This is a genomic window from Pseudacidovorax sp. RU35E, from assembly GCF_900156165.1.
Classification (GTDB): Bacteria; Pseudomonadota; Gammaproteobacteria; order Burkholderiales; family Burkholderiaceae_C; genus Xenophilus.
The window spans coordinates 159,873-185,708 of record NZ_FTMY01000010.1 but is presented as its reverse complement, the minus strand read 5'-3'; the positions used below and the strand labels follow the sequence as shown (position 1 = coordinate 185,708).

General features: G+C 70.5%; 17 protein-coding genes. 9 read left to right on the top strand and 8 right to left on the bottom strand.

Going from position 1 to position 25,836, the window contains the following annotated elements; all coding sequences use genetic code 11:
• Window positions 1-61 precede the first annotated feature (61 nt).
• The 6 genes from BXA03_RS27515 to BXA03_RS18945 all read right to left on the bottom strand — a co-directional run bounded on the left by BXA03_RS27515 (window position 62) and on the right by BXA03_RS18945 (window position 10,035).
• Window positions 62-3,277: an NfrA family protein gene (locus BXA03_RS27515; protein WP_076510730.1), complete on the bottom strand. Its 3,216-nt coding sequence runs from the start codon at window positions 3,275-3,277 to the stop codon at window positions 62-64.
• Window positions 3,274-4,971, bottom strand: coding sequence for a glycosyl transferase family protein (locus BXA03_RS18965; protein ID WP_076510728.1), 1,698 nt, complete (start codon window positions 4,969-4,971; stop codon window positions 3,274-3,276). Before BXA03_RS18965 ends, BXA03_RS27515 begins: the two co-directional genes overlap by 4 nt.
• A 38-nt stretch (window positions 4,972-5,009) precedes the next feature.
• Window positions 5,010-7,208 carry a cellulose biosynthesis cyclic di-GMP-binding regulatory protein BcsB gene (locus tag BXA03_RS18960; RefSeq protein WP_076510726.1) on the bottom strand — a complete coding sequence of 733 codons (2,199 nt, stop codon included), beginning with the start codon at window positions 7,206-7,208 and terminating at the stop codon, window positions 5,010-5,012.
• The gene (wecB, locus tag BXA03_RS18955; RefSeq protein ID WP_076510724.1) at window positions 7,205-8,380 is read right to left on the bottom strand and encodes a non-hydrolyzing UDP-N-acetylglucosamine 2-epimerase; all 1,176 of its coding nucleotides are present in this window, start codon (window positions 8,378-8,380) and stop codon (window positions 7,205-7,207) included. The genes BXA03_RS18960 and wecB overlap by 4 nt, the downstream gene beginning before the upstream one ends.
• A 343-nt stretch (window positions 8,381-8,723) precedes the next feature.
• A complete protein-coding gene (locus tag BXA03_RS18950; protein ID WP_076510722.1) occupies window positions 8,724-9,728 on the bottom strand; it encodes a hypothetical protein in 1,005 nt (334 codons plus the stop codon).
• A 115-nt stretch (window positions 9,729-9,843) separates the two neighbouring features.
• Window positions 9,844-10,035, bottom strand: coding sequence for a CsbD family protein (locus BXA03_RS18945; protein ID WP_076510720.1), 192 nt, complete (start codon window positions 10,033-10,035; stop codon window positions 9,844-9,846).
• Between the two features lie 343 nt (window positions 10,036-10,378).
• Here BXA03_RS18945 and BXA03_RS27510 point away from each other — a divergent pair, with 343 nt between their 5' ends.
• The 6 genes from BXA03_RS27510 to BXA03_RS18915 all read left to right on the top strand — a co-directional run bounded on the left by BXA03_RS27510 (window position 10,379) and on the right by BXA03_RS18915 (window position 18,084).
• Window positions 10,379-10,837 (top strand): type IV pilin protein, encoded by a 459-nt coding sequence (locus BXA03_RS27510; RefSeq protein ID WP_076510718.1) that lies wholly within the window; start codon window positions 10,379-10,381, stop codon window positions 10,835-10,837.
• Entirely contained in the window at window positions 10,828-11,451 is a 624-nt protein-coding gene (locus tag BXA03_RS18935; RefSeq protein ID WP_076510716.1) for a pilus assembly FimT family protein, read from the top strand. Before BXA03_RS27510 ends, BXA03_RS18935 begins: the two co-directional genes overlap by 10 nt.
• A gap of 20 nt (window positions 11,452-11,471) precedes the next feature.
• A complete protein-coding gene (gene pilV, locus BXA03_RS18930; RefSeq protein WP_143476375.1) occupies window positions 11,472-11,909 on the top strand; it encodes a type IV pilus modification protein PilV in 438 nt (145 codons plus the stop codon).
• A gap of 61 nt (window positions 11,910-11,970) precedes the next feature.
• Window positions 11,971-13,149: a PilW family protein gene (locus tag BXA03_RS18925; RefSeq protein ID WP_076510714.1), complete on the top strand. Its 1,179-nt coding sequence runs from the start codon at window positions 11,971-11,973 to the stop codon at window positions 13,147-13,149.
• A complete protein-coding gene (locus tag BXA03_RS18920) occupies window positions 13,146-13,757 on the top strand; it encodes a pilus assembly PilX family protein (protein WP_143476370.1) in 612 nt (203 codons plus the stop codon). Before BXA03_RS18925 ends, BXA03_RS18920 begins: the two co-directional genes overlap by 4 nt.
• 31 nt (window positions 13,758-13,788) lie before the next feature.
• The gene (locus BXA03_RS18915; RefSeq protein ID WP_076510710.1) at window positions 13,789-18,084 is read left to right on the top strand and encodes a PilC/PilY family type IV pilus protein; all 4,296 of its coding nucleotides are present in this window, start codon (window positions 13,789-13,791) and stop codon (window positions 18,082-18,084) included.
• A 42-nt stretch (window positions 18,085-18,126) separates the two neighbouring features.
• On the opposite strand, the gene BXA03_RS18910 is transcribed toward BXA03_RS18915, so the two are convergent.
• Entirely contained in the window at window positions 18,127-20,265 is a 2,139-nt protein-coding gene (locus BXA03_RS18910; protein WP_076510708.1) for a putative bifunctional diguanylate cyclase/phosphodiesterase, read from the bottom strand.
• A gap of 237 nt (window positions 20,266-20,502) precedes the next feature.
• On the opposite strand from BXA03_RS18910, the gene BXA03_RS18905 reads away from it, so the two are divergent.
• Genes BXA03_RS18905 through BXA03_RS18895 form a run of 3 tightly spaced genes read left to right on the top strand, consistent with a single transcriptional unit; the run spans window position 20,503 to window position 24,564 of the window.
• Window positions 20,503-21,465, top strand: coding sequence for a DUF4394 domain-containing protein (locus BXA03_RS18905; RefSeq protein WP_234983745.1), 963 nt, complete (start codon window positions 20,503-20,505; stop codon window positions 21,463-21,465).
• A gap of 19 nt (window positions 21,466-21,484) precedes the next feature.
• Window positions 21,485-22,105: a methylamine utilization protein gene (locus tag BXA03_RS18900; protein WP_076510706.1), complete on the top strand. Its 621-nt coding sequence runs from the start codon at window positions 21,485-21,487 to the stop codon at window positions 22,103-22,105.
• Window positions 22,102-24,564 (top strand): putative bifunctional diguanylate cyclase/phosphodiesterase, encoded by a 2,463-nt coding sequence (locus BXA03_RS18895; RefSeq protein WP_076510704.1) that lies wholly within the window; start codon window positions 22,102-22,104, stop codon window positions 24,562-24,564. Before BXA03_RS18900 ends, BXA03_RS18895 begins: the two co-directional genes overlap by 4 nt.
• A 19-nt stretch (window positions 24,565-24,583) precedes the next feature.
• Here the strand turns inward: BXA03_RS18895 and BXA03_RS18890 are convergent, their stop codons facing one another.
• Window positions 24,584-25,744 carry an FAD-binding domain-containing protein gene (locus BXA03_RS18890; RefSeq protein WP_076510702.1) on the bottom strand — a complete coding sequence of 387 codons (1,161 nt, stop codon included), beginning with the start codon at window positions 25,742-25,744 and terminating at the stop codon, window positions 24,584-24,586.
• Between the last annotated feature and the right edge of the window lie 92 nt (window positions 25,745-25,836).

The window sequence follows — 25,836 nt, the reverse complement described above, 5'->3', positions numbered from 1 at the left end:
ACCCCTCGTTCGTGTGCGTCGTCGCGAGGCGTGCGGCGGCGCGGCCGCACGCCCGCAGGAATCAATAGGAATAGGACAGCGTCATGAACACGCCCTTGGCCCGGTCCGCGTCACCGCCCAGGCGGGCGCGGTACTGCAGGCTCAGGTCGGCATGCGAGCGCTGGGCGTTGTAGCGGTCCTCGTTGAGCCAGTAGCGCAGGTTGACGCCGATGCCCGCACCCGCGGACCAACTCGTGCCGTTGCCCGCCAGTGCGAAGCTGCTGGCACCGGCCAGCGGCACGCCACTGACACGCGCCTGGGTCGAATACCAGTCGGCCGCCAGCGTGACGTGCGGGAACACCACCAGCCGGTCGCTGTACGAGGTCAGGAAGCTGCGGCCCACGCGCACCTCGCCGGCCGCGAAGCCCTGGCCGCGGCGCAGGCGGCCGTTGCCGGTGGCCAGCGTGTTGCCGCTGGCGTCGCGTTCGGTGTAGTCCACGCCATGGTCCAGCAGCGTGTAGCCGGCCTGCACATAGCCTTCCATCGTGTACCAGCTCGGGCGGTCGATGCGCAGCGCGGTGCCCTCGTAGAAGCCATACAGCATGTACGCCTGCCAGCCGCCCGAGGCCTTGCCGCCCTGGTAGTCGATGGTGGCGGCCTGGCTGTTGAGCGCGCAGCGCACCGAGGCCGGGCCGGCGTTGATGGCGCCCGAGCGCGTGGCCGTGCCCAGCAGGAACTGCCGCTCGATGCCGAAGGTGAGGTTGGTGCCCGCATCGGGCGTGTAGCGCGCGCCGATGGCGCCCGTGGTCGAGGGCCAGCCCGAGGCGCCGCGGAAGGTGCCCTCGGTCACGTTGGTCGTGCCGCCGCAGGGGTTGTCCACCACCTGCGCGCCCGTCACCGTGTTGCCGCTCTGCAGCGTGTTGGACAGCCGCCCATACACCTCGAAGGTGCGGTTGCTGCTGTTGAGGAACTCGGGCGGGCGCCAGTAGGCCTCCACCGTGCTGAAGGTGGCATTGCCGGGCACGGACACCGGCTGGCCGGCCAGCGCGTTGGACGGCGAGCGCGCACCGCGATAGCCCACCGAGGCATTGACGCCCCATTCGCGCGAGAAGTTGGCGATGGCGCTGCGGGTGTCGAAGCGCTGCTGCTTGTCCAGCGCGAGCTTGCCCGCGTCGGCGTCGTCGATGGCCTGGCGCAGCATGGCGGCGGCGGCCGGTCGGTTGCCGACACCCGCGGTGGCATAGGCCTCGTCGAGCACGTTGGTCTCGGGCGCCTCGCCGGTGCTGCGCGCCGCCACGAAGTCCTGCAGCGCCAGGTCGTATTCCTTGCGGTTGGAGTAGAGGTAGGCGCGCTGGCGCAGCAGCCCCGCGTCCTGCGGCTTGGCGGCCAGCGCGGTGTTGAGCCGGTCCATGGCCTCCTGCTGTTCCTGCGCCGTGCCCGAGGCGAGTGCGGTGGTCAGCAGGTTCTGGTTGGCCTCGCTGTCGGGCTGCTCGGCCACGGCGCGGCGGGCCAGGGCGATGGCCTTGGGGTATTCCTGCCGGCCGAAGGCGGCGTAGGCGCGGCTGGCCGGGCTGTCGGTGCCCGGGTCGTCCCAGGGCGCCAGTTCGCAGACCGTGCCGTAGGGCGTGTCGCGGCACAGCTGGAGGGGCGCAAGGGCGGTGAGGCTGTTGTCGCTGCCCGCGCCCCAGCCGGCGAAGCGGCTGGCGCGCTTGCGCCGTTCCTGCGCCTGCGCATCGTCCGCGGGCAGGGGGGCCAGCAGCGCGCGGGCGCGCTCGGGCTGGTCGGCGGCCAGCGCCAGATCGGCGCCGATCAGCCGCGCATTGCGGCGCTGGTCGTCGGTGATCCAGTCCAGCGCCAGCACCTCGTCGATGTCCTTCTGCGCGGCGTCGGTCTCGCCCAGCGACTGGCGCAGGTAGGCCCGCAGCAGCTGCACGCCGGTGTTCTCGTCGTCGGCCGCGAGGGCCTCGGTGGCGGCCTTCTCGGCCGCCGCGTCGTCGCGCATGGCCTGCAGCACGCCGATCAGCAGCATGCGGTGGCTGGCGACATCGGGCGCGATGCGCACGGCGTCGCGCGCCTCGGCCAGCGCCTCGCGGTTGCGGCCCTTGTTGAGGGCGGCATAGGCGGCCTGCGCATGCACGTTGGCGATCTGCTGGCGCGCCAAGCGCATGCGGGCCATGATCGCGTCCTTGTTGGGCGCGCCCAGGGCCATGGCCACGTTGCCGTACTGCACCACGTCGTCGTAGCGCTGCTGGTTTTCCAGCGCGTTGAGCCAGAGCAGCGTCCAGGGGCCCTGGCTCGGGTCGATGCGCACGGCCTGCTCGGCCAGTCTGGCCGCCTCGGCGTACTTGCCGTCGTTGTAGAGGGTGTAGGCCTGGGTGGCGATCGGAAAGCCGCGCCGGTAGGCCTCGGTGAGGGGCGTGCCGTCCGCCGCCGTGGCGGCGGGTGCCGGGCGCAGGTTGACCAGGGCCGCCTGCAGTTCGGGGCTGCCATGGCCCTGGGCGATGGCCTGGGTCGCACTGCGCTCGGCTTCGTCGAGGCGGCCGAGCTTCTGGAGGGTGTACACGCGCAGCAGTTGCAGGCGCGGCACGTCGGGCCGCAGCCTCAGCGCCGCATCGGCACGCTGCAGGGCCAGGTCGTAGCGGCCCTGGTTGTAGGCACGGTAGCCCTGGGCGGCCAGGCGCCAGGCCGTGCCGCGCAGGCGGTTGCCACTGCGGGCGGCGCGGCCGGCGCGGGCGCCCGGGGCGCGCGCCGCCGGGGCGGTCCGGCGCTCGCCAGGCCGCACGAACTGTGCCGGCCCATCGGGCGACGGCGGCTCCTGCAGCTGGGCCAGGTCCAGGCGGGTCGGCACGGTCGGCAGCCGGCGGCTGCCGGCGCCGAGCACCACGTCCGGCCCGCCGGGCGGGAAGGGGCCCTGCGGCGGCGCGGGCGGCGGTGCGCCGCCGATCTGCATCAGCGGGTCGGCGTCGGCGGAAGAGGGCATGCCGCGCGGCTCGATGCGCGCCATGCGCACCAGGGCCAGACTGTCGGCGGACAGGCGGCGGCGCCAGCCGGGCAGCTCGGCCAGCTGCAGGGCGTCCTGCGGCGTCTCGGGGCCGGGCATGGGGGCGGGGGCCGGCTGGCCGCCGGCGGTGGCCGTCTCGGGCAGCGCGAGCCGCATGGCGACGCGCAGCTGGACGCCGGCCTCCTGGCCGGCCGGTGTCTCTGCCGCGAGGGGCGCGACCGACGCCAGGGCCGGCATCACGGGCCAGGCCGCCGCCAGGGCCATCGCCAGCGTGGCTTTGCGGTGCAGCGGTTTCATGCGGGTGCCTGCTGTTGGTTGTGGGTTTCGAGACCCACGAACTGGGAGTCGTTTTCCTGGAAGGCGATGGCCTCGTCGAGGGTGGCGTCGTCCAGCCAGCCGTTGTCCACCAGGATGGCGCCGAGCGGCCGGCGCGATTGGGCCTGCATGCGCAGCGCGGTCTCCAGGTGCTCGGGGTCGATGGCCCGCCAGGACAGCAGCAGCTCTCCGAGCCGCTGGCGCGTCTGCACCAGGTGGTCGTCGGAGGGGAAGTCGTGCATGGTCTTGTCCCACACCAGCCGCGTGCCCAGGAGCTTGTGCGACAGGAACAGGCGCCAGGCCCGGGCCGCGGCTGCGGCGTTGATGAAGTTGCCCACCACCATGCGCGGCACCGACAGCAGGCCGTGCTCCCAGCCATACATGTGGGTCACGAACCAGGCCCGCTGCAGCACGCGCCAGATGAGCAGCAGGCCGTTGATGGCCATGACCGTCACCACCCAGCTGCCTGGATGCAGCAGCGGCGGGTAGTGCACGGTGAACCAGCCGAACTGGTAGGCCAGGAAGAACAGCATGAAGTTCAACACCAGCAGGTAGCCCAGCATGGCGACGAAGGAGGTCACCAGTCCCTTGCGGTCACGGTAGAGCAGGTACTTGGCGGCCAGCGAGCCGCGCCAGCCCACCTGCTCCCAGCCCTGGAAGCCGATGCCCAGCGTCCAGCGGGCCTTCTGGCGGTAGGCGGTGCGGAAGGTGTCGGGGAAGAACTCGCGCACCCCCAGCGGCATGCGCAGCGCATGCACCTTGTCGCGGCCCAGGCCGAACCACGAGGTGCGCCGCGTCACGTAGTCCACCTCGAAGCGGCCGAAGATCTGCTTCATGCCCAGCTGGCCCAGGCGGTTGCCGATGTCGTAGTCCTCGGTCAGGCTGTCCACATTGAAGGGCTGGTTCTGCGTGGCCTCGGCCAGCGTGTGCAGCGCCCGCAGCGAGAAGCAGGTGCCCACACCGGCCGAAGGCACGACGTGGGCGAGGCTCTCGCGCACCACCAAGTCCTTGCTGTGCCATTCGGCGAACTCGTCCATGTAGGTGCCGGCCACCAGCTCGAACCAGTGGCGCTCCAGCGAGGTCACCGGCAGCTGGATGAAGTCCATCCGCGGCAGCAGGTAGTTGTAGTACTTGAGCTCCAGCGGGTGGAGCACGTCCTCGCTGTCGTGCAGCACCACGCCCGCAAAGCGTTGGCCGGTGTTCTTCTCGTACTTGAAGACGGCCTGCACCACCCAGTTGAGGCAGTCGGCCTTGCAGGTGGGACCGTCATGGGGCACCTCCACGCGCACCAGGTGGCGGTAGCGGCGGCGCATGCGCTCCACCTCCTCGATGGTGCGCGCGTCGTTGCGGTAGGTGCCCACGAAGATCACGTAGTCGCGGTACTCCAGCGTGGAAACCATGTTGGCCAGCATGGGCGCGATCACGTCGTACTCGTGCCAGGCCGGCACCATGATGGCCATGGGCTGTTCGTCGCGCTCGCGCAGCTGCGCCACCGACAGCGGCGCATAGCGCCTGCGCACGGTGAGCGCGCGCCAGGCCTCGCGCACCCAGTACCAGAGGTCGATGAACAGGTCGTCCAGGCCCGAGATCAGCACCAGCACCGCCACGGTCGCCGTCAGCACCTCCAGCAGGTGGTAGTAGTCGGCCGCCAGGTACGGCCAGTAGAGCGAGTCCATGCGGGGATGCCGTCAGGACCTGAGGCGCGAGGAGGTCATCACTTGTTCTTGTCGTGGCGACGCTTCAGGCGATGGGCCAGCACAAACAGCAGCAGCAACAGCAGCAGCGCGAAGGCGATGACGGGCACGCCCCACGACAGGTGGCGGCGCCACTCGGCCAGGAAACCGCTGCTTTCGGGCGGGGTGTCGCTGTTGGCCGCGACGCTGCCGTCGGACCAGGCCACCGGGCCCTCGTCGCCCAGCACGGCCAGGTCGCCGCGGTTGAGCACGAAGGGCTTGCCCAGCGCGGGCTGCGTGCCCAGCACCTGGTAGACCAGGCCGTACTGGCCGTGGCTGCTGGCCACCTCGATGGCACTGGCCTGGGCGAGGCCGCCGACGTCCAGCCAGGGCGACTGCTTGCCATTGATGCGCAGGTGGCCGTCCTTGACCGACACGCGGGTGTCGGCGCCATCCACCGGCACCTGCAGCGCCAGGAAGGGACGCGCCGGGTTGAAGGCGCCCTGTCCCTGCACGACGAATTCGGCACGCACGGGGCTCACGCCCGCGGCGGCGGCGATGCGCACCACGCGCGGCAGCGTGGCGACGGCGTCGGCCAGATAGGCCTCGGGCACCGCCACCTGCGGCTGGTGGGCCATCAGGGGCAGGAGGCCGACGAAGGTGCCGTCGGGCCTGGCGTCGCCGGTGCGCAGCGCGGTGGTGCGCAGCACCTGGACCGGATAGGGCTGGGGCGCCTCGTTGCAGCCGTCGTAGTAGGGCTGGCGCTGGATGGCCACGCGCAGCACGTTGTTCAGGGCCAGCACGTAGCTGGGCACGCGGGCGTCGATGCGCTCGGGATGGCCGTCGGCGTTGAGCCGGCGCGCACCGAGCAGCGTGTCGTTCCAGTAGATCGTGGCCACCGGCGCTGAGCGGCCGGCGCTGGGCGAGACGGCCAGATCGACGGCAATGTCGGTGGGCAGGCGGCCGTCGGCCGACAGTGCGGCCAGCGGCATGGTGACCGTCCAGTCGCCCTTGGCCAGCACGTCGAAGTTGGGGTTGGTGCCGCCCCACTGCGTCGGGTGGATGACCGTGCGGCTGGTGGCTTCGGCCTGGTCGGCCTTGTCGATGATGGCGTTGCGGCCGGACAGCACGTTGCGCCAGGCGTCGGCGAAGGCACCGGCGGCCTGTGCGCCCGCGTCCTCGGCCAGCACGATCACCGGGCGCGCGCCCAGCGTGGCCAGGCGCACCATGTGCGAGGGCATGCCGTCAGCGGCCAGCGCCGTCTGGCGGCCGCGCCAGTCGGACAGGGCGCGGGCGGCATCGGCGTCGCCGCCCATCTGGGCGGCCAGCGCATCCAGGGCCGCGTTCATCTGCTGGCGCAGGGGGGCGTCCATGACCAGCAGGTCGCCGGTGGCGGCACCGGAACCCAGCACCATCAGCGCGCCCACCTCGGCGGCGTCGCGGATCTGGTGGCGGGCCTCGCCGGCGGCCAGGCCCGAGAAGGCGGGCAGGGCGGCCAGGGCGGGCGGGATCTGCCAGCCCTGCGTGTCGATGCTGTCGCCCACGCCCGGGAAGGCGCGCACGTTGATCTGCCGGCCGGCCTGCTCCATTGCCAGGCCGATGCGCCAGGCGCTGTCGTAGGCGCCCTTGGACAGGCGCTTGCCGGCCACGATCATCGTGGGCCGTGCGGGCAGCGCCACCCAAGCGTCGGCCAGCTGGGTCAGGGCGCCGCTGGTGAAACGGTAGGTGAAGCGGGTGTCGGGCTCGACCGCCAGCACGTTGCCGGAAGGGCGCTCATAGGCACAGATCCGCTCGGGCGAGTTGTTGACCCAGTTCACGCCCAGGCGCAGGAAGCCGTCGACGATGGTGCGCACGTCCACCTTCAGCGTCTGGCTGGCGTCGCCCTCGGCGGCCTCCACGCGGGTGGCGTAGCTCGGCCGGCCGTTGATGGCCAGGGACATCGAGGTGCGGGATTCCTCCGGCTTGTAGTAGCGGCCGCGGAAGTCGATGCCCGCATCGGCGATGGCCACGTTGCGCGGCACCGGCAGGTAGAACTCCTGCTTGGCCTCGAAGCCGGTGAGCAGCACGGTGCGGGTGATGCCGAGGTCCGCCAGCGTGAAGCTGCGCGTGACCCAGGTCTCGCCCTGCAGTCGCTGCAGTGCGTCACCGGCCGGGCTCGCGAGCGCGGCGGCCATCGGTGCCAGCAGGCCGATCCCCAGGACCAGGGGAAGAGGGCGGAAGAGGCGGTGGGGCAGTCTCATGCGAAGTCCAGGCTGGGAACGGAAGCGGGTTGAAGGGGCGGGGGTGCGAACTCGGCCACGGGCCGGCCGCACAGGGCATCGACGATGCGGCGGCAGGCATGGCCGTCGCCGTAGGGATTGCCGCGGCGGCGCACGTCCGCGTAGGCGTCGGGGTCGTCCAGCAGGCGGCGGGCGGCGCCGAGGATGCGCTCGGGTGCGGTGCCCACCAGCTGGGCCGTGCCGGCGGCCACGGCTTCGGGGCGCTCGGTCACGTCACGCATCACCAGGACGGGCTTGCCGAGGTGGGGCGCTTCTTCCTGCACGCCGCCGGAGTCGGTGAGGATCAGGTGCGCGCGGCGCATCAGCCAGATGAAGTCGAGGTAGCCCACCGGCTCGATCAGGTGGACATTGGGCAGGCCGTGCAGCAACTGCATGACGACGCCGCGCACGTTGGGGTTCATGTGCACCGGATAGACCACCTCGACGTCGTCGCGGCGGGCGAGCTCCCGCAGGGCGGCGCAGATCTGGCGGAAGCCCTCGCCGAAGTTCTCGCGCCGGTGGCCGGTGACCAGCACCAGCCGGCGGTCGGTGGACAGCCAGCCGTAGCGGCCGGAGACCGTGGCCGACAGCACCGGGTCGGCATCCAGCCGGGCCAGCGCGGCGGCCAGCGCGTCGATCACGGTGTTGCCGGTCACCCAGGCGCGGCCGCCCAGGTTCTCGCGCCGCAGTGCGTCGCGCGCCGAGGGCGTGGGGGCGAACATCCATTCGCTCATCACGTCCACGACCCGGCGGTTCATCTCTTCCGGAAACGGCGCCTTCATGTCGCCGCTGCGCAGGCCCGCCTCCACATGGCCGACCGGAATGCGCAGGTGGAAAGCCGCCAGGGCGCAGGCGGCGGCCGTGGTGGTGTCACCATGCACCAGCACGCAGTCGGGCCGCAGCTCGCGCAGTACCTCGTCCATGCGGGTGGTGAGTCGTGCGCTCAGCTGGTTGAGCGTCTGGTCCGGCTGCATCACGTCCAGGTCGCGGTCGGCCTTCAGGTCGAACAGGTCCATGGCCTGGGCCAGCATCTCGCGGTGCTGGCCGGTGATGCACAGAGTGCTGCGCAGTTGAGGTTCCCCGGCCAGTGCGGACACCAGGGGCGCCATCTTGATGGCCTCGGGGCGGGTTCCAAAAATCGAGAGAACGTGCATCGAAGAAGCAGACGGCAGCGCCGCCCGGGTCCACCGCACCCGGCGTTACCCGGCTACGGCAGAAATCTTGTTGTTAGGTTTGTTAACTTTAGTTAACCGTGCACCGATTGCGTGCCAGACATCTTCCCTAGCGCAGGCATCGGGAGCAGAGAATTGTGAACTATTGTTAACTTTTCGATAGCGTCGCCGCGCTTGCCCAGCGTGACCTGACCAATCCAGGCCTCGGCCGAGCCATAGGCCATCCCGCCAAAGGGCGACCTTTGCAAAACGAAAACGCCCCCGGCGCGCGTGCACCGGGGGCGTTGTTGCGTGACGGTCGCCGGCCCCTTTCGGCGCCTGGGCATCACACGGCGATCAGCATTTCGCGCTGGGCGGCCGTGCGTCGACCGATGAAGCCGCCGATGCCGGACACGATCAGCCCCAGCAGCAGCACGACCACGCCAGCCCAGGCGGCATGGCTCACGCCCTTGGCCGCGGCGTCGCTGGCCTCACGGGCCTTCTGCTCGGCCTGGGCCTTGAGTTCGTTGTACTTCGCCACGGCCTGGTTGTAGCTCTGCTCGTAGTTGGCCGCGATCTGTTCGGCCTCGGGGCGGCTCTTGCCGGTGCGGGCCATGATGACGTTGATCAGGGCGTCGCGGTCGGCGGCGTCCAGCGCCGGCTGGGCTTTCTGGCGCAGGCGGTCGAAGAAGGCCGACAGGTCGTTGCCTGCAGCCTGGGGCGTGGTCGCGGCATCGCCGGCGGTGGACTTGCCGTCCTGCACGGCATCGCCGGCCTTGGACTTGAGCACGTCCGGGTTCAATTCCGACTTGCCCGTCTGGCGCAGCAGCAGGTCGAGCTGGTTGCGCAGATCGTCGAAGTCCAGGTTGATGCCGTTCTTCTGCAACTGGTCCTTCACACCCGAGGCGATGCTGGGCGCCACGGCGGCCACGCCCTGACCCGCGAGTGCGGCACCTGCACCGGCGGCCCGCGTGGCAGTGCCGATCACACCGCCAGCCAGCGACGACAGGGCGTAGACGGTCACCAGCGTGGTCACGGCCCAGCACAGCACGCCGTGCAGGGCGCCCTTGCCGGGCGCCGTGCGGCCAGCAAAGAAGGCGCCGACGGCCAGGGCGATCAGCGTCGAGAAGCCGACCCACAAGCCTGCGCCGGTACCGAAACCGGCCAGCGGGTTGCCCGGCGCCATGGGGTCCACCGCGCTGGCGCCGATGGCGGTGCCGAGCAGGGCGAGGAAAAGGTAGGTGGCCAACGCCAGGAACAGGCCGGCGAAGACGGCGCCCCAGGAGACACGTGTGAGGCTGAGGCGCGCCGCTTCTGGCGCAACGATGTGGGGGGCTGTTGTTGTGATCATTCGAATCCTTCGATGCTCGGCAGGAAAGATCGGGGCGCCTGGGTCCTGTGGATCCTGGCGCCCCGAGGTGTGATGTCGGTCGTAAGAGCCGATGAAATGAGCGTTGCCGTCCCTGTTACTTGCGCAGCTTGTCGGCCGCGTCCTTGGCCGCGTCCTTGGCGTCGCCGTAGCTTTCCTGGGCCTTGCCGGCGGCCTTGTCGGCCATGCCTTCTGCCTGCAGCGACTTGTTGCCGGTGACCTTGCCCAGCGTTTCCTTCACGGCGCCCTTGGCCTGTTGCAGGTTGCCTTGCACGGAATCCTTGTTCATGGATGACCTCCTGGATGGGTAATGAGAGCAATCCCGTCACGGACATCGCGCCGGGAATCCGCCTTCAGCAGATGGGCGAACTCTCTGGCACACGCCCGTCCGACGCGGTCGGTGCACGCGCCTCATCCGGTGTAGGGCGTGGCGGTCGCCGGCTGTAGGCGGCCCACCGCGTCAACCTGACGGCGAGCCGAACGCCGACGTCGCAGTGCACGGGCTGACGCCTCCACGCCACGGTCGTTGAACTTTCTGTGCACTTTTTTGCTCTGCGGAACGTTGTTACTCAGGTTCACAAAGTACCTGCGATGACACAATAGTTAACCACTTTGTCCATCGTCCGTTCCCCATGCACCGCTCGAAGGTTCCTGCCCCGCGTTTTTCCGGCTTCACCCTGATCGAGGTGATGATCGTGGTGGCCATCGTGGCGATCCTGAGCGCGATCGCGCTGCCCAGTTACCGCGACTACGTGCTGCGCGGCCAGATGGTGGAAGGCACCAACGCCCTGGCGGCCATGCAAGCCAACATGGAGCGGTACTTCCAGGACAACCGGCAGTACAACGACGTCAGCACCACGGTGAAGGCGCCCTGCAGCACCGCCACGACGGCGGGCAAGTTCACGGTGTCCTGCAGCGGCACGCCCACTGCCTCCACCTACACCGTCCAGGCCGTCGCCAGTTCCCTGGGCAGCAACCTGACGTACACGGTCACCCAGGCTGGCGCCCGCAGCACCTCGGGCCTGCCCTCCGGCTGGGGCGCGAACTGCAGCACGGCCTGGATCGTCAAGCGAGGCCAGACATGCCCCTGACGGCGGCCCGTCATGCAGGCCGGCGCGCGGCCGGCTTCACGCTGGTCGAGCTGATGATCACCATCACGCTGCTGGCCATCCTGCTGGCGGTGGGCGTGCCGTCGATGGCCGACTGGGTCCGCAACAGCCGCATCCGCACCGCGGCCAACAACATCCAGGACGGCCTGCGCACCGCACAGGCCGAAGCACTCGGGCGCAGCCGGCCGATGGTGTTCCTGTTCACCAACAGCCCGCCCACGACGGCCGCGGCTTCGGTCTCGGCGACGAGCGGCGGCAAGTTCTGGGCCGTCTACCAGCTGCCGGTGGACGGCTCGTCCGAGACCGCGCAGCTGATCAGCACGGGCAACTTCAGCGGCGCGGCCGACGGCGTCGCCGTCACCGGGCCGGCCGAAGTGTGCTTCAGCAGCCTGGGCCGCGCCACGGGTGCCGCCGCCAGTTCGGGGCCCGGCGCGTCCTGCCAGGCGCCCACCGGCACGCCGCCGCTGCAGACCTTCGCCATCACCGTCACCGGGGCCGACCGGCCGCTGCGCGTGACGGTCGGCCTGAGTGGCCAGGTGCGCATGTGCGACCCGGCCCGCAACGCCGCCACCAGCCCGGACGGCTGCTACAGCTGAGCGCAGGGATGCCGATGCCCATGCGCCGCCCCTTCCGTTCCATGCCGCTGCGCCAGCGCGGCGTGGCGCTGATCGAAGTCCTGGTCGCGATCCTGATCTTCTCGATCGCGATCCTGGGTCTGGTCGCCCTGCAGGCGCAGGCCATCTCGCTGTCGCTGGAGGCCGATTACCGCAGCCGCGCCAGCCTGCTGGCCGACGAGCTCGCCGGGAAGATGTGGGCCTACAAGACGGTCGACCTGAGCACGGTGACCGCCGAGTCGGGCATCGTCGCCGCCTGGCAGGCCAAGATCGCCAACCCCCAGCTGAGCCGGCTGCCCAGCGGCAGCGGCACCGTGACGGCGGTCGCCGGCAGCGTCCCGCCGGCAGCCGACATCGTCATCACCTGGACGCCGCCATCGCGCAGCGGCGCCAACAGCGCGAGCAGCTTCAGCACGCGCGTCATCCTGCCGTCGCTCTGAGGTCGTGCGCATGCCGTTTCCGCCAGTCCCGACCCCGCCCTCGTCGCCACGCCGCCTGGCGATGCGCGGCATCTCGCTGCTAGAACTGCTGGTGGCCATGGCCCTGGGCCTCATCGTGGTGCTCGCGGTGATGAGCGTGCTGGTGCTGGGCGAATCCAACCGCCGCACCACCACCGGCACCAACGACATGAACCAGAGCGGCAGCTTCGCCGCCACCGTCATCGACCGGGCCCTGCGCTCGGCGGGCGCGGGCTTCTCGCAGGGCTACGACTGGGGCGTGCTGGGCTGCAAGATCAACGCCAGCCGCACCGCCGGCGGCACCACCACCAGCGTGCTGCCCGCCTCCGCCGCCTTCGGAGCCCCCTTCGCCGAGCTGCTCGGTGGCGCCTCGGGCGCGGCCAATCTGCGCGTGGCGCCGGTGCTGATCGACCAGGGTCGCAGCGGCGGCGGCTCGGACATCCTGATCACCATGGGCGGCAGCGCGCCGCTCGGCGACATCCCCCGGCTGGTGCGCGGCACGGCCGGCACGCAGAAACTGCTGCTGGAGAACACCATCGGCATGCAGCCGGCCGACGTGCTGCTGCTCAGCGCCAAGAACGTGACCGACTGTCTGGTCACGCAGGTGGACAGCAGCTTCGCGCCGCCCACGGGCGGCACCGACACGCTGCCGCTGGGCGGCACCTACTACCGGGGCAGCGCTGGCAGCACCACGCTCGACGCCCTGGCCAAGAGCCCCGACGCCTACCTCACGGCCCTGGGCAATGCCGACGGCGACAACCTTCAACTGCAGATGTTCGGCGTCGGCACCGACCGCATCCTCTACCGCGAGGACCTGCTCAACTCCGCCGGCAGCGCCGTGCCCGAGCCCATGGCCGAGGGCGTCTATGCCCTGCGGGCGCTGTATGGCGTGGACACGACCACGGTGCCGGACGGCGTGATGGATGCCTGGGTGCTGCCCGCAGCCGGCGGCGCCGGCGCGACCGACTATTCGATCGGCGCGGTGATGACGACGCCCGACACCATGCGCAGGATCGTCGCCGTGCGCGCGTCGATGCTGTTGCGCAGCACGGTCTACGAAAAGGACCTGGTCGCGGACGCCTCGTACACCCTGTTCGCGGACCTTCCCGCAGCCCAGCGCTACACGATCAGCCTTTCAAACGATGACCGGCACTACCGCTACCGCATCGTCGAAACCATCGTCCCCCTGCGCAACCTGCTGATGAAGCAGCCCGCCTCATGAGCCCCCGCGTTCTCCGTCGTTCCCGCCACGTGCCCGCACGCCGCCACCAGCGCGGCGTCGTGCTGATCTTCTGCCTGATCGTGCTGGTCGTCCTGCTGGCCGGCGGGGTGGCCGTCAGCCGCTCCATGAACAGCACCCTGTCCGGCGTGGGCAGCCTGGCCATCCGCCGCGACTTGGTCAACCAGGCGGAGCAGGCCATCGCCGTGGCCATGAACGCCACCTATCCGGTCAACGGCAGCGCGGCCGCCAACAAGGCGCTCAACTACAGCCCCACGCCGCTGGCCGTCAACGACATGGGCATCCCGCTGGCGCTCCTGAGCGACGCCACCTTCGCGACGGTGGCCAGCGCGGCCGACCTGCAGGGCAGCACGAACAGCGTGGCGATCCGCTACGTGGTCGACCGCCTGTGCGACATCGCCACCCAGAGCGCCACCGACCAGGGCCGCAGCCACTGCGTGCCGATCACGCGTGAGGCGGTGGGCGGCAGCGCCCAGCTGGCGTCGCGCGCGCCGCCGCCGGTGCAGCCGGTCTACCGGGTCACTGTGCGTGTCACCGGCCCGCGCAACCTTCAGGTCTTCGTCCAGAGTTCGTTCACCAAACCGGAGTGAGGCGCTCCACTTCCGCAGCCCCGGGGTCACCATGTTCCATTCGAACCGCCGAATCGCCCAGCGCCTTTGCGCCCTGATGCTCATGCTGGTGCTGCCCTTCCAGGGGCTGGCACTGGCCGCACCGCTGGCCGACCAGCCGGTGTTCTCCAACTCCACGGCAGCCGGCAACCTGGCGCTCGCGCTCTCGGTGGAATGGCCCACCGCCTCGCGCACCGCCCACACCGACAACTACACCAACACCGCGGCCTTCCTCGGCTATTTCGACACCGAGAAGTGCTACCGCTACGTGCAGGACACGACGGCCAACACGACCGCCGGCGGAATCGTCATTCCGGCGGGCTACGGCGATCAGAGCTACTTCACGCCCATCGGGCTGGCCACCAACCGCACCTGCAGCGGCGCCTGGAGCGGCAACTTCCTCAACTGGGCGACCACCGCTGCCATCGACCCCTTCCGCTGGGCCATGACCGGCGGCAGGCGCGTGGTCGACACCGCCACCACCACGATCCTGGAAAAGGGCTGGCATTCCGGCCAGGGCCTGTTCAACGATCGCAGCCTGCCGCAGCAGTTCATTGCTGGCGCCACGCCCTTCACCAACGCCGGTTCGCTGGGCATCTCGATCAACGGCCGCGGCTTTGCCATGCGGCTGACGCCGGTCACCGGCATCCGCGGCGACTACTACGCCAACACGATCAACCAGAACCCGGCTGGCACGCCCACCTACACCAACTACAACGACTCGGTGAACTACAACTGGGGCCAGGGCGGGCCCGGCAATGGCGTGGGCACCGACAACTTCACCGCCATCTGGACGGTGAATTTTCCGGCCCCCTCCACCGGCACATACACCTTCCGCACCACCTCGGACGACGGCGTGCTGCTCTCCATCAACGGCGTGCTGAGGGTGAACAACTGGAACGACCACAGCGCGACGGTCAACACCACGGTCGGCATCAGCTTCAACGCCGGCGACAACATCCAGGTGCAAATGAAGTACTACGAGCGCGGCGGCGATGCAGTCGCCAAGCTCGAGATGCTGCAGCCCGGTGGCAGCTGGGACGTGTTGTCGAACCAGCTCGCGCCCACCCAGGACTACACGGTGCGCGTGAAGGTGTGCGATCCGTCCAGCGGCGCGGGCGGCGTGGAATCCAATTGCAAGCAGTACGGCAGCAACTGGAAGCCCGAAGGCCTGGTCCAGCAGTACTCGAACGACATCCGCTTCAGCGCCTTCGGCTATCTCAATGACGGCGCGGCGCTGCGCGACGGCGGTGTGATGCGGGCGCGGCAGAAGTTCGTGGGTCCGACGAATCCGGTGCCAGGTCAGCCCAGCGTGACCAACGGCGCGGCGGAATGGAGCAGCACCGACGGCACCTTCGTGCGCAATCCCGACACGGCCGACGCGACGTCCACCACCACCAACACCGGCATCGCCATCGCCGACAGCGGCGTCATCAACTACCTGAACAAGTTCGGCCAGATCTATCCTGGCAACTACAAGAGCTACGACCCGGTCAACGAGCTGTACTACGCCACGCTGCGCTACTTCCGTGCCCTGGGCAACGTGCCCGAATGGTCCAACATGACCACCACGGACACCAATGCCCGCCGGACGCAACTCGACGGCTTTCCGGTGATCACCAACTGGGACGACCCGATCCAGTACTCCTGCCAGCGCAACTTCGTGCTGGGCATCGGCGACATCTACACCTGGAACGACAAGAACGTGCCGGGCAACAACACGGGCACCGACTCCGAGCCCACCAAGCCCGCGCTGATTGCCAACGACAACTCGGTCGATTCGGTCGTGGCCACCAACCGTGTCGGCTTTCTGCAGAACAAGGTCGACGCGTCGGTCAGTACGAACCTGGCGTCGGTGGCCACCGGTGCCGGCGCCTCGCGCTACTACATGGCGGGCCTGGCCTTCGACGCCAACACCAAGGACATCCGCCCCGACGACGCGAGCAAGCCGCAGACCGTCGGCAAGCAGACAGTGCAGACCTACTGGGTCGACGTGCTGGAGCAGCCCTTCCAGAGCAATAACAAGTTCTACCTGGCAGCCAAGTTCGGCGGCCTGAACGTGCCCCAGGGCTTCGATCCCTACACCTTCGCCGGCACCATTCCGCAGGACTGGTGGTCCACCAACGGCGACACGCTGACCGACAACCGCAACGGCGCGCAGCAGCCCCGGCCCGACAACTACTTCACCGCCGGCCGTCCGGACACCATGGTCGCCGGCCTGCGCCAGGCCTTCGACAGCATCGCCAACAAGTCCAAGGGTGCGTTCTCGTCGGTGGTGTCGCTGGTCGGGCGGCAGGTCACGACCGACAGCGACGTGTCCTATGCCACGCAGTACAACCCCGCCAACTGGACGGGCGAGCTGACCGCCACGCAGATCAGCTTCGCGGCCGACGGCACGCCGACGGCCAATTCCACCCCGGCCTGGACGACCACGACCACCTTCGAGAACCAGCTCGGAACCGGCACGACCGACACCGGCTGGAGCACGGCCCGCCAGGTCGTCACCTGGACGGGCACGGCCGGCGTTCCCTTCCGCTACGCCAGCCTCACCTCGGCGCAGCAGACCGCGCTGGACACCAGCTACGTCAGCGGCAACGACGGCTCCAACTACCTGCAATGGCTGCGCGGCGACCGCAGCCGCGAAGGCCTGGGCTACCGCATCCGGTCCATCACCACCACCGACAGCAGCGGCAACGCGGTGCAGCAGCCGCGGCGTCTCGGCGACATCGTCGACTCCAAGGTGACGGTCGTCGGACCGCCCGCGGCCTCGTACTCGGACGCGGCCAACCCCGGCTACAGCGCCTACAGGCAGGGCAAGGCCTCGCGCGCCACCATGCTCTACGTGGGCGCCAACGACGGCATGCTCCATGCCTTCACCGGCGGCACCGGCACCAATGCCGGCCGGGAACTGTTCGCCTACGTGCCCTCGGTGCTGTTCAGCCGCGACCCTGGCGACGCCACAAACCCGACCGACGGCCTGCTGGCCCAGCTCGGCAAGCCGCTCTATGCCCACCGCAACTACGTGGACGCCACGCCGCAGGTCTTCGACATCGACTTCCTCAACGCGGGCGGCGCTTTCGCCAATGTCACCAATGCCCAGGGCGTGACCTCGTCCGACTGGCGCAGCGTGCTGATCGGCGGCCTGGGCAAGGGCGGCCGCAGCTACTACGCCATCGATGTCAGCGATCCCTCGGTGATGACCAGCGAGGCGGCGGTGGCCGGCAAGGTGTTGTGGGAATTCCCGGGCGCGGCCAACCTGCCGACGGCGGCCGGCGGCACCTGCAACATCTCCAGCGGCAACTGCGTGGACATGGGCTACAGCTTCGGCGACCCGGTGGTCGTCAAGACCGCCAAGTACGGCTGGGTGGCGCTGTTCACCTCGGGCTACAACAACCAGGACGGCAAGGGCTGGCTGTTCGTCGTCGATCCGCGCAACGGCCGCCTGCTGGAGAAGGTTTCCACCGGCACCCAGGCCGCCGACGGCATGGCCCGGCCCACGGCCTATGTGCGCGACTTCGCCGACTTCACGGCCGACTCGGTCTACGTGGGCGATCTGTCGGGACAGGTATGGCGCTTCGACCTCACGTCGCCGCGTGGGGGTGCCGCGTATCCGGCGCCGACGCGCATCGCCGTGCTCAAGGATGCGAGCAACGCGGCGCAGCCGATCACGACCGCGCCGCTGGTGGAGGTGCACCCCGTCACGCGCCAGCGCTACGTGCTCGTGGGCACCGGCCGGCTGCTGGACCGCACCGACCTGCTCAGCGGCCAGAACCAGAGCTTCTACGCGCTGATCGACGGCGGCATCGCCGCCTTCGCCACCGCGGGTGCGGACGGCCAGGCCTACCCGGTCGACCTGCGCAGCCGTCTGGCTGCGGTGACGGCCACCAACGCCACCAACGATCCGAACGGCGGCACCCTGGCCACGGCGCCGAACCTGAGCGGCAAGGCCGGCTGGTACATCGACCTGGGCACGACCGGCAGCGTGGGCTGGCGCCTGATCACGCCGCCCACCGCCTTCAGCGGCCTCGTCGCCTTCAGTTCCACGCTGCCCACCGGGGATGCCTGCAACCCCGACGGGCAGAGCCGCATCTATGCCCTGAACTACGCGAAGGCGACCTCGGTGCTCGACAGCACGGTGGCCTATATCCCGCAGGGCGCCATCGTGACTGAGCTCAGCTTCTACAACGTCAAGGGCAAGCCGCGGCTGATCGCCGGCAGCAGTGCGGGCGGCATCAGTGCGCCGTCCGGTGTGTTCTGGGCCTTCGATCCGCGGCAGCTGGGCTGGCGCGAAGTCGGCACGGTGAAGTAAGAGCAGCGGCGGCCGCTGCCGCTGCCGCTGCCGGGGCGCAGGCTAGAGCGACGCGATCACCGAGGGCGAGAACTCGCCATGGGTGTCGGCCGGCCGCCGGCCGAGGCTCCACGCCAGCAGGTCGTCCGCCGGCATCGGCCGGGCGAAGAAGAAGCCCTGCAGCTCGTCGCAGCCCATCGCCAGCAGGATGTCGCGCTGGCCGACGGTCTCGACGCCCTCGGCCACCACGCGCAGGCCCAGCGCGTGCGACAGGCGCACCACGGCATCGACCACGGCCCGCGCGTCGGCGCTCGTCTCCAGGTCGCTCACGAAGCTGCGGTCGATCTTGAGCTGGCGAGCCGGCAGCTGGCGCAGGTAGCTCAGGCTGGAGTAGCCGGTGCCGAAGTCGTCGATGGCCAGGTACACGCCGATGCGCGACAGGCCTTCGAACACGCGCTGCGTGGCGGCCACGTCCTCCATGGCCACGGTCTCGGTGATCTCGCACAGCAGCTGTTCGGCCGAAACGCGGTTGCGGCCCAGGGCATCGGCAATGCGCACCACCAGGTCGGGCTCGCGCAACTGGTGGGCCGACAGGTTGATGGCCACCCGCATGTGCAAGCCTTCGGTCTCCCATTGCGCAATCTGGCGGCAGGCCTCCTCGATCACCCAATGGCCCAGGGAATTGATCAGGCCGAAGCGCTCGGCCAGCGGGATGAACACCAGGGGGCTCAGGGGCCCCAGGCGCGGATGGGTCCAGCGCAGCAGGGCCTCCACCCCGCGGATCTGGTTGCGCTTGCCGTCGATCTTGGGCTGGTAGTGCAGCGCCAGCTGGCCGCGCTGGATGGCCTCACGCAGATCCGACTGCAGGCCCAGCTGCTCCTCGGCATTGGTGCCCATGCGCGACTCGAACAGCGCATAGTTGCCGCCGCCGGCGCGCTTGGCCGCATACATGGCAGCGTCGGCGCAGGCCACCAACTTGTGCCGCTCGCCATGGTCGGGATAGACGACGATGCCCACCGAGGCCGAGATCTGCACCGGCCGCTGACCGACCGGGAAGGGCGCGCGGATGGCCTCCACGATCCGGCAGGCCAGTTCGGTGCAGTCGGCCGCATAGGCCACGTTCTCCATCAGCACGACGAACTCGTCGCCGCCGATGCGCGCCACGGTGTCGGTGCTGCGGGCCACCCCGCTCAGCCGTTGGGCGGCTTCGCGCAGCACGGCATCGCCCAGCGAGTGGCCGAAGGAATCGTTGACCGGCTTGAAGCCGTCCAGGTCCACGAACAGCACCGCCAGCTTCTCCTTGCCGCCATCCAGGCGCGTCAGCGCATGGGCCAGGCGATCGTCGAACAGCACGCGGTTGGGCAGGTCGGTGAGCGGGTCGAGGAAGGCGCGGCGGTGCAGTTCCTCGTTCGCCTCCTGGAGCTGGTGGTTGGCCTCCTTCAGCGATCGCGCCAGCTGCATGGTGCGGCCGCGCAGCCGGGCGTCCAGCACCGAGGTGAACAGCGTGAGCATCAGCATCAGCAGTGTGGCCGCCATGACCGTCAGGCCCAGGCTCTTGCCGCCGAGCTCGCCGGCGCTCAGGCAGACGCTGCCCACCTGGAAGCTCGCCGCGGCCATGCCCGCATAGTGCATGCCGCTGATGGCCAGGCCCATGACCACGGCCGCGCCCAGCTGCAGCAGCCGTGCCCTGCCCCCTTCGCTGTCGCGCACCAGGAAGAACAGCAACAGGGCTGCGGCCGAGGCGCCCCAGGCGATCAGCGCCGAGACGGCGACCATCGACCAGTTCCAGCGGATGCCCGGCACCACGTCGATGGCGGCCATGCCCAGGTAGTGCATGGCGCAGATGCCCAGCGCCATGGCGGCCGAGCCGTACAGCAGCGATTGCGCGCTGAGCGAGCGCTTGGCCGCGAGCTGCAGTGCCAGGGCCGACACCGCCACGGCGGCCAGCCAGGACATGGCCGTGAGCGCGTAGGTGTAGCCCAGCTCGATGGGCAGGGAGTAGGCCAGCATGCCCACGAAGTGCATCGACCAGATGCCGGTGCCCATCACCAGCGAGCCGGCGGCGCACCAGGTGCGCGAGACGATCACGTCGCGGGTGTGCACCCGCTTGGCCAGGTCCAGCGCCACGTAGGACGCGAAGGTGGCGATCAGGATCGAGGCGGCGACGATCCAGGCGTCGTAACGGGGCAACAGCAGGTTCACGGCAGAGCGCGGCCCGCCGGTTCCCACCGTGCGCCGCCCAGAAGGGGGAACATTCCCAATCCTCCATTTCGGCCGGCGGGCGGCGTACTTGAGTCGGGTCCGGCGCGGATTGGACGGTTTTTCGCACGCCCGTACGGCCGTGGGGCTATCGCGGGGCGTGTCGCGCCGGCGCCAAAGGGGCGCTTTTTGTGGTGGTCCCGTACTCAAGTTGTAGAAGAAAGTGTCGAAAATTACGCAATGACCCAGTCCATCTGCATGCGCCGTGCGCGCTCCGCCGCGGGCCTGGCTGCCACTGGCAGCCTGCTCGCCTTCCTCCTGGCGCCCGGCATGGCCGCCGCCCAGGCCGCGCAGCCGATGGCGGCCCCCCGGCCCGGGCAGCCGGCGCCGGTGGCACGCGCCGCGGCATCGCACACGCTGTGGACGCTCACGGCCGACGGCGTGCTGCACCGCTACTCGGCTGCGCAGCCCGGCGTCGAGCAGGCCAGCCGTCCGGTCACGGGGCTGCCGTCCGGGGACCCGGTGGTGGGGATCGATTTCCGCGTCGCCTACGGCCAGCTCTACGCCCTCACGCGCAGTGGCCGCCTGTACCTGCTGGCCACCGACACCGGCGAGGCCAAGCCCGTGGCGGCGGCTGCCACCTCGGTGCCGATGGATGCCCGCGAGACCTACGGGATGAACTTCAATCCCGTGGTCGACCGCCTGCGGGTGGTCAATTGCGCCGGCCAGAACTTCCGCCTGCATCCGCTCACGAACGAGGTGGTCGACAACGAGCCCGACACCCCCGGCCTGCAACTCGATGGCCGCCTGGTCTATGCGGCCAGCGATTCGGGCGCCGGCAAGGGCGCCTGCGTCAAGGCCGTGGCCTACACCTACAACAAGCGCGATCCGAAGCTCACCAGCAACTACGCCATCGAAGCCTCGCAGGGCTGGCTGCTGCTGCAGGGCAGCCTGGAGGGCGTCACGCCGGTGGTGCTGCCCCACACTGGCCAGCTCACGACCGTGGGCTCGCTCGGCATGGGCCGCATCGAGGCCGTGCAGTTCGACATCGCCGACCGCGACAACGACGCCCTGGCGGCCATCCGCCTCACGCCCACCTCGCCCACGCAGCTCTACCGCATCCGCCTCGAATCCGGCAGCAGCACGCTGCTGGGCACGCTGGGCCAGGGCGCACCGGTGCTGGGCTTCGCCATCGAGCCCTGATCCGGACCGCGCCAAGCCGATGCCGGCGATTTCTGCCCTGCGCGCCGCCGGCGCGCTGGTCGCGGCCCTGTTGTCGCTGGGCTGCCGCGCCGCAACGGTCGACGTGGGCGTGGTCGATGCCGCCGGGCGGCCGCTGGCGCAGGCGGTGGTGTTCCTCGAATCGCCCGCGGCCGCAGCGCTGGTGCGGCCCTTGAAGGGCATGGAGCTGGCCCAGGCCCAACGGCGCTTCATGCCCGAGGTGCTGGTGGTCACGCGCGGCACGTCGGTGGACTTCCCGAACCGGGACGAAGTCCGCCACCACGTCTATTCCTTTTCGCCCGCCAAGCGCTTCGAGCTCAAGCTCTACATCGGCCGCCCCGCCAATCCGGTGCTGTTCGACATGCCCGGTGTGGTGGTGCTGGGCTGCAACATCCACGACGAGATGGTGGGCTGGGTGCTGGTGCTGGACACGCCCTTCTACGGCCGCACCGATGCCCAGGGACGGCTGGTGCTCAAGGACGTGCCGCCGGGCGGCTACCAGCTGCGCGCCTGGCATGCCGCGTTGCCCGTGGGCGACGTGCCCGCCACCGTGGCACTGGAGGTGGGGCGCGACGCAGCCAAGGTGAGCGCCCGCCTGCCGGTGCAGACGGCCCCGCCATGATCCGTGCCTTTTATCGCGCATCGCTGGTCAACCGGATCGCGATGGTGATGCTGGTGCTGCTGCTGTTCATCCAGGCCGGCACCTTCTGGGCCGCCCGGCAGTCGCTGTGGCAGCAGGCGCGCACCGACGTGCAGCAGCGCCTGATGGTGGGCGAAGGCATCTGGCGCAACCTGCTGGCCCAGCGCCAGCAGCGGCTGCACGAGGCGGCCTCGGTGCTGGCTTCGGACTATGGCTTCCGGGAAGCGCTGGCGGCCGGCGATGCAGACACGCTGGCCTCGGCCCTGGGCAACGGCATCGCCCGCATCGGCGCCAGCACCGCGGCCTCGCTCGACGCCCAGTTCCGCTGGCTGGCCGAGAGCCCCGGCGATGTGTCGCTGCGCCTGAGCGCGGCGCAACTGCGCCTGCTGGCGGCCCATCCGGCCACCGACGGCGCCCAGCTCTACGCGTCGCGCGGCAAGGTCTATCAGCTCGTGCTGGTGCCCATCCGCGCGCCCCTGGTCGTGGGCTGGGTGCTGATGAGCTTCGAACTCACCGCCGACGTGGCGCACGACTTCACCGAGCTGGCGCAACTGCAGCTGATGCTGCTGGCCAGCGACGGCCCAGGGCCGCTGAGGCCGCTCATCGACAGCCTGCCCGAGGGCGAGCCGCCGCCGGTGGGCCGCCTGAAGGACGAAGACCTCCTCGAATGGCGCCGCGGCGGCCAGGACTGGCTGCTGCGCCGCGCGCCGCAGTCCATGCTCGACGGCCGGATGGAGGCGGTGCTGGCCGCCTCGCTGGCGCCCGCCACGGGCGCCACGCGCGGCATGGCGTTCCAGCTGGGTCTCATCTCGGTGCTCGGCCTGCTGCTGTTCGCCATCAGCGGCCGCATCGCCGTGCGCCAGGCGGTGCAGCCGCTGGCCGAACTGTCTGCCAGCACCCGGGCCATCGGCGCCGGCAACTTCGACGTGCCCATCCACCAGCGCGAGCGCGAGGACGAGGTCGGCATGCTGGCGCGCGACTTCGACGACATGCGGGTGAACCTGCGCGCGCATCGCAGCGAGGTGACGCGGCTGGCCTTCCATGACAGCCTGACCAGCCTGCCCAACCGCGAGGCCTTCAAGCGCACGCTGGCCCGGGCCCTCGCGAGGGCGGGTGCGGCCGCGGACCGCGAGCCCGAGGGCCATCACGAGGAGGCAGATGACGAGATGCAGGCGCCGCCCTCGCTGGTCGTGCTGCTGCTCGACATCCACCGCTTCAAGCTGGTCAACGACGTGCTGGGCTTCGCCTTCGGCGACGGCGTGCTGCAGGCCGTGGCCGCGCGGCTCGACGCCCGCGTGCAGCTGGCGGGCGACGGCGTGGCCCGCATCGGCAGCAACACCTTCGCCGCGGTTCGCACGGGCCTGGACCGGGACGAGGCGGAGGTGTGGGCCCAGTCGCTGGTGCGGCTGTTCGACGAGCAGCTGCTGGTGGCGGGCCAGCGCATCGACGTGCAGGTGAGCGCCGGCTATGCCTGCTGGCCTGAGGACGCCGCCACCGGCGACGAACTCGTGGGCCGGGCCGAGGCCGCGCTGCAGGCCGCCAAGCGCCAGGGCCGCGAGTGGCTGGCCTACGAGCCCGCGCAGTCGGTCAGCACGGCCGTGGCCGTGTCGCTGCTGTCGGAGCTGCGCGGCGCGGTCACGCGCAACGAGCTGCGGCTGTTCCTGCAGCCCAAGCTGAGCCTGGACAGCGGCCAGGTGTGCACCGCCGAGGCGCTGCTGCGCTGGCAGCATCCGGAGCGGGGGCTGCTGCCGCCGGTGCACTTCATCCCCTTCGCCGAGCAGACGGGCTTCGTGCGGCGGCTCACGCAGTGGGTCTTCGACGAGGCCTGCCGCTGCTGGCTCACGCTGTCTGCGCAGGGGTTGGAGATGGTGTCGGTCAACCTCTCGACCCGGGACCTGGTCGACACCCAGCTCATCGGGCGTCTGCAGGCCAGCCTGGACCGCCACCGGGTGCCGGCCAGCGCCTTCTGCCTGGAGATCACCGAGAGCGCGATCATGGACGACCCGCAGCGCGCGCGGGCCACGCTGGTGCGGCTGGGCGACATGGGCTTCCGGCTGTCCATCGACGACTTCGGCACCGGCTATTCGTCGCTGGCCTACCTCAAGCACCTGCCGGTGCACCAGCTCAAGGTCGACAAGTCCTTCGTGCTGAAGATGGCCGACGACCAGAGCGACGCCAACATCGTGCGGGCCATCGTCGACCTGGCCCACAACCTGGCGCTCGAGGTCGTGGCCGAAGGCGTGGAAAGCCCCGAGGCGCTGGACGCGCTGGTGCACATGGGCTGCGAGAAGGCGCAGGGCTTCCATATCGCGCGGCCCATGCCCTGGGAAGCCTTCGGCGGCTGGATCGCGGCGCGCGCCGCGGAGCAGGCCGTGGCCCGGGCGGCGGCACAGGGCACGGCCGTCCAGGGCACCACACCTCAGGGCACGGCGCCGGCCTGAGCCGCCAGCCGCCGGGTGCTCACAGGGCGATGCCGGCCGCCGGCTGCGCCCGCTTCCACCAGGCCGAAAAGGAGTCGCAGCGTCGCGTCACCGGGCCGAAGAGCGCGGGCACGGCATGCAGGTGCACGCCCTCGGGCCACAGACCGGCGAGGTGCGGCTCGTCCCACGCATGCACCGCGTGCGCACCCGCCAGCGCCTCGGCCCGTTCGGCCGCACTGCCGACGACGCAGTCGTCGACCAGGGGCCGCATCGCAGCCTGCACGAAGGCCGTGCGCGCGGCCCGCCAGCTGCGCACGCCGGGCGCTTCCAGAGGCCACCATCCCAGGCATTCGACACCCGGCGCCATGTCGGCCGGCGGGGCACGCAAGGCCCAGGGGTGGACCAGCCAGACGACGCCCGTGCGCGCGCGGGCAGGCGGCGGCGTGGCGGGACGAGGGGGAAGGGCGGGCGCCGGTTCGGGCAGGCCTGGGCGTTCGTGGGCCGGGGGCGGCACCGCCGTGCTGCGGGCCAGGGCGTCGAGCGCCTCGTAGCTGCAATCGATGGCGCTGCCCGGGCTGTGCCAGTCCGCGGGCGCGAAGCGGGCCACGTTCTCGGCATTGAAGAGATAGGGCTTGGTGCTCGCGGTGCCCGCCACCCACTGCCAGCTCAGGTGGTTGCTGGCCAGGTCCCCATCCAGCAGATGGGCCAGCATCCAGTCGGCACCGGCACGCCAGTGCACCTTGCGCAGGTGCACGGTGTAGCTGGCGAGCCAGAGCCTGGCGTGGTTGTGGAGCCAGCCCTGCGCATACAGCTGGCGCACGGCCCGGTCGATGGCCGGCACGCCCGTGCGGGCCTCACGCAGGTCGGCCGGGATCGCGCCGGCATAGGCCCCGTCGGGCAGCGGTCCCGGATGCAGGCTCTGCAGGATGCCGTCGCCGCGGTGCTGCCAGACATGGCGGAAGTACTCGCGCCAGCCCAGCTCCATGACGAAGCGGTGCCCGCGGTGCAGCGGATGCCGCGCCGCCACGCCGGCCAGCACCTCCGGCAGGGTCAGCAGGCCGTGCGTGAAGTAGGGGGAGAGCCGGCTGACGGCGCCTTCGAGCGCGTTGCGGGTGCGGGCGTAGGCCTCGGGCTGCACCGCGGCCACGAGGGCAAGGGCGGCCTCGCGCGTGGGTGGGAACACGTTGTCGGGGGGGGGCATGGCGCGATTGTGGTCGCGCCATGGAGCCCTCAGGCATGCGGCCGCAGTCGGCCGCGCCGTCCACCGCATCGCCAGGGAGCGTGAGCGTCTGG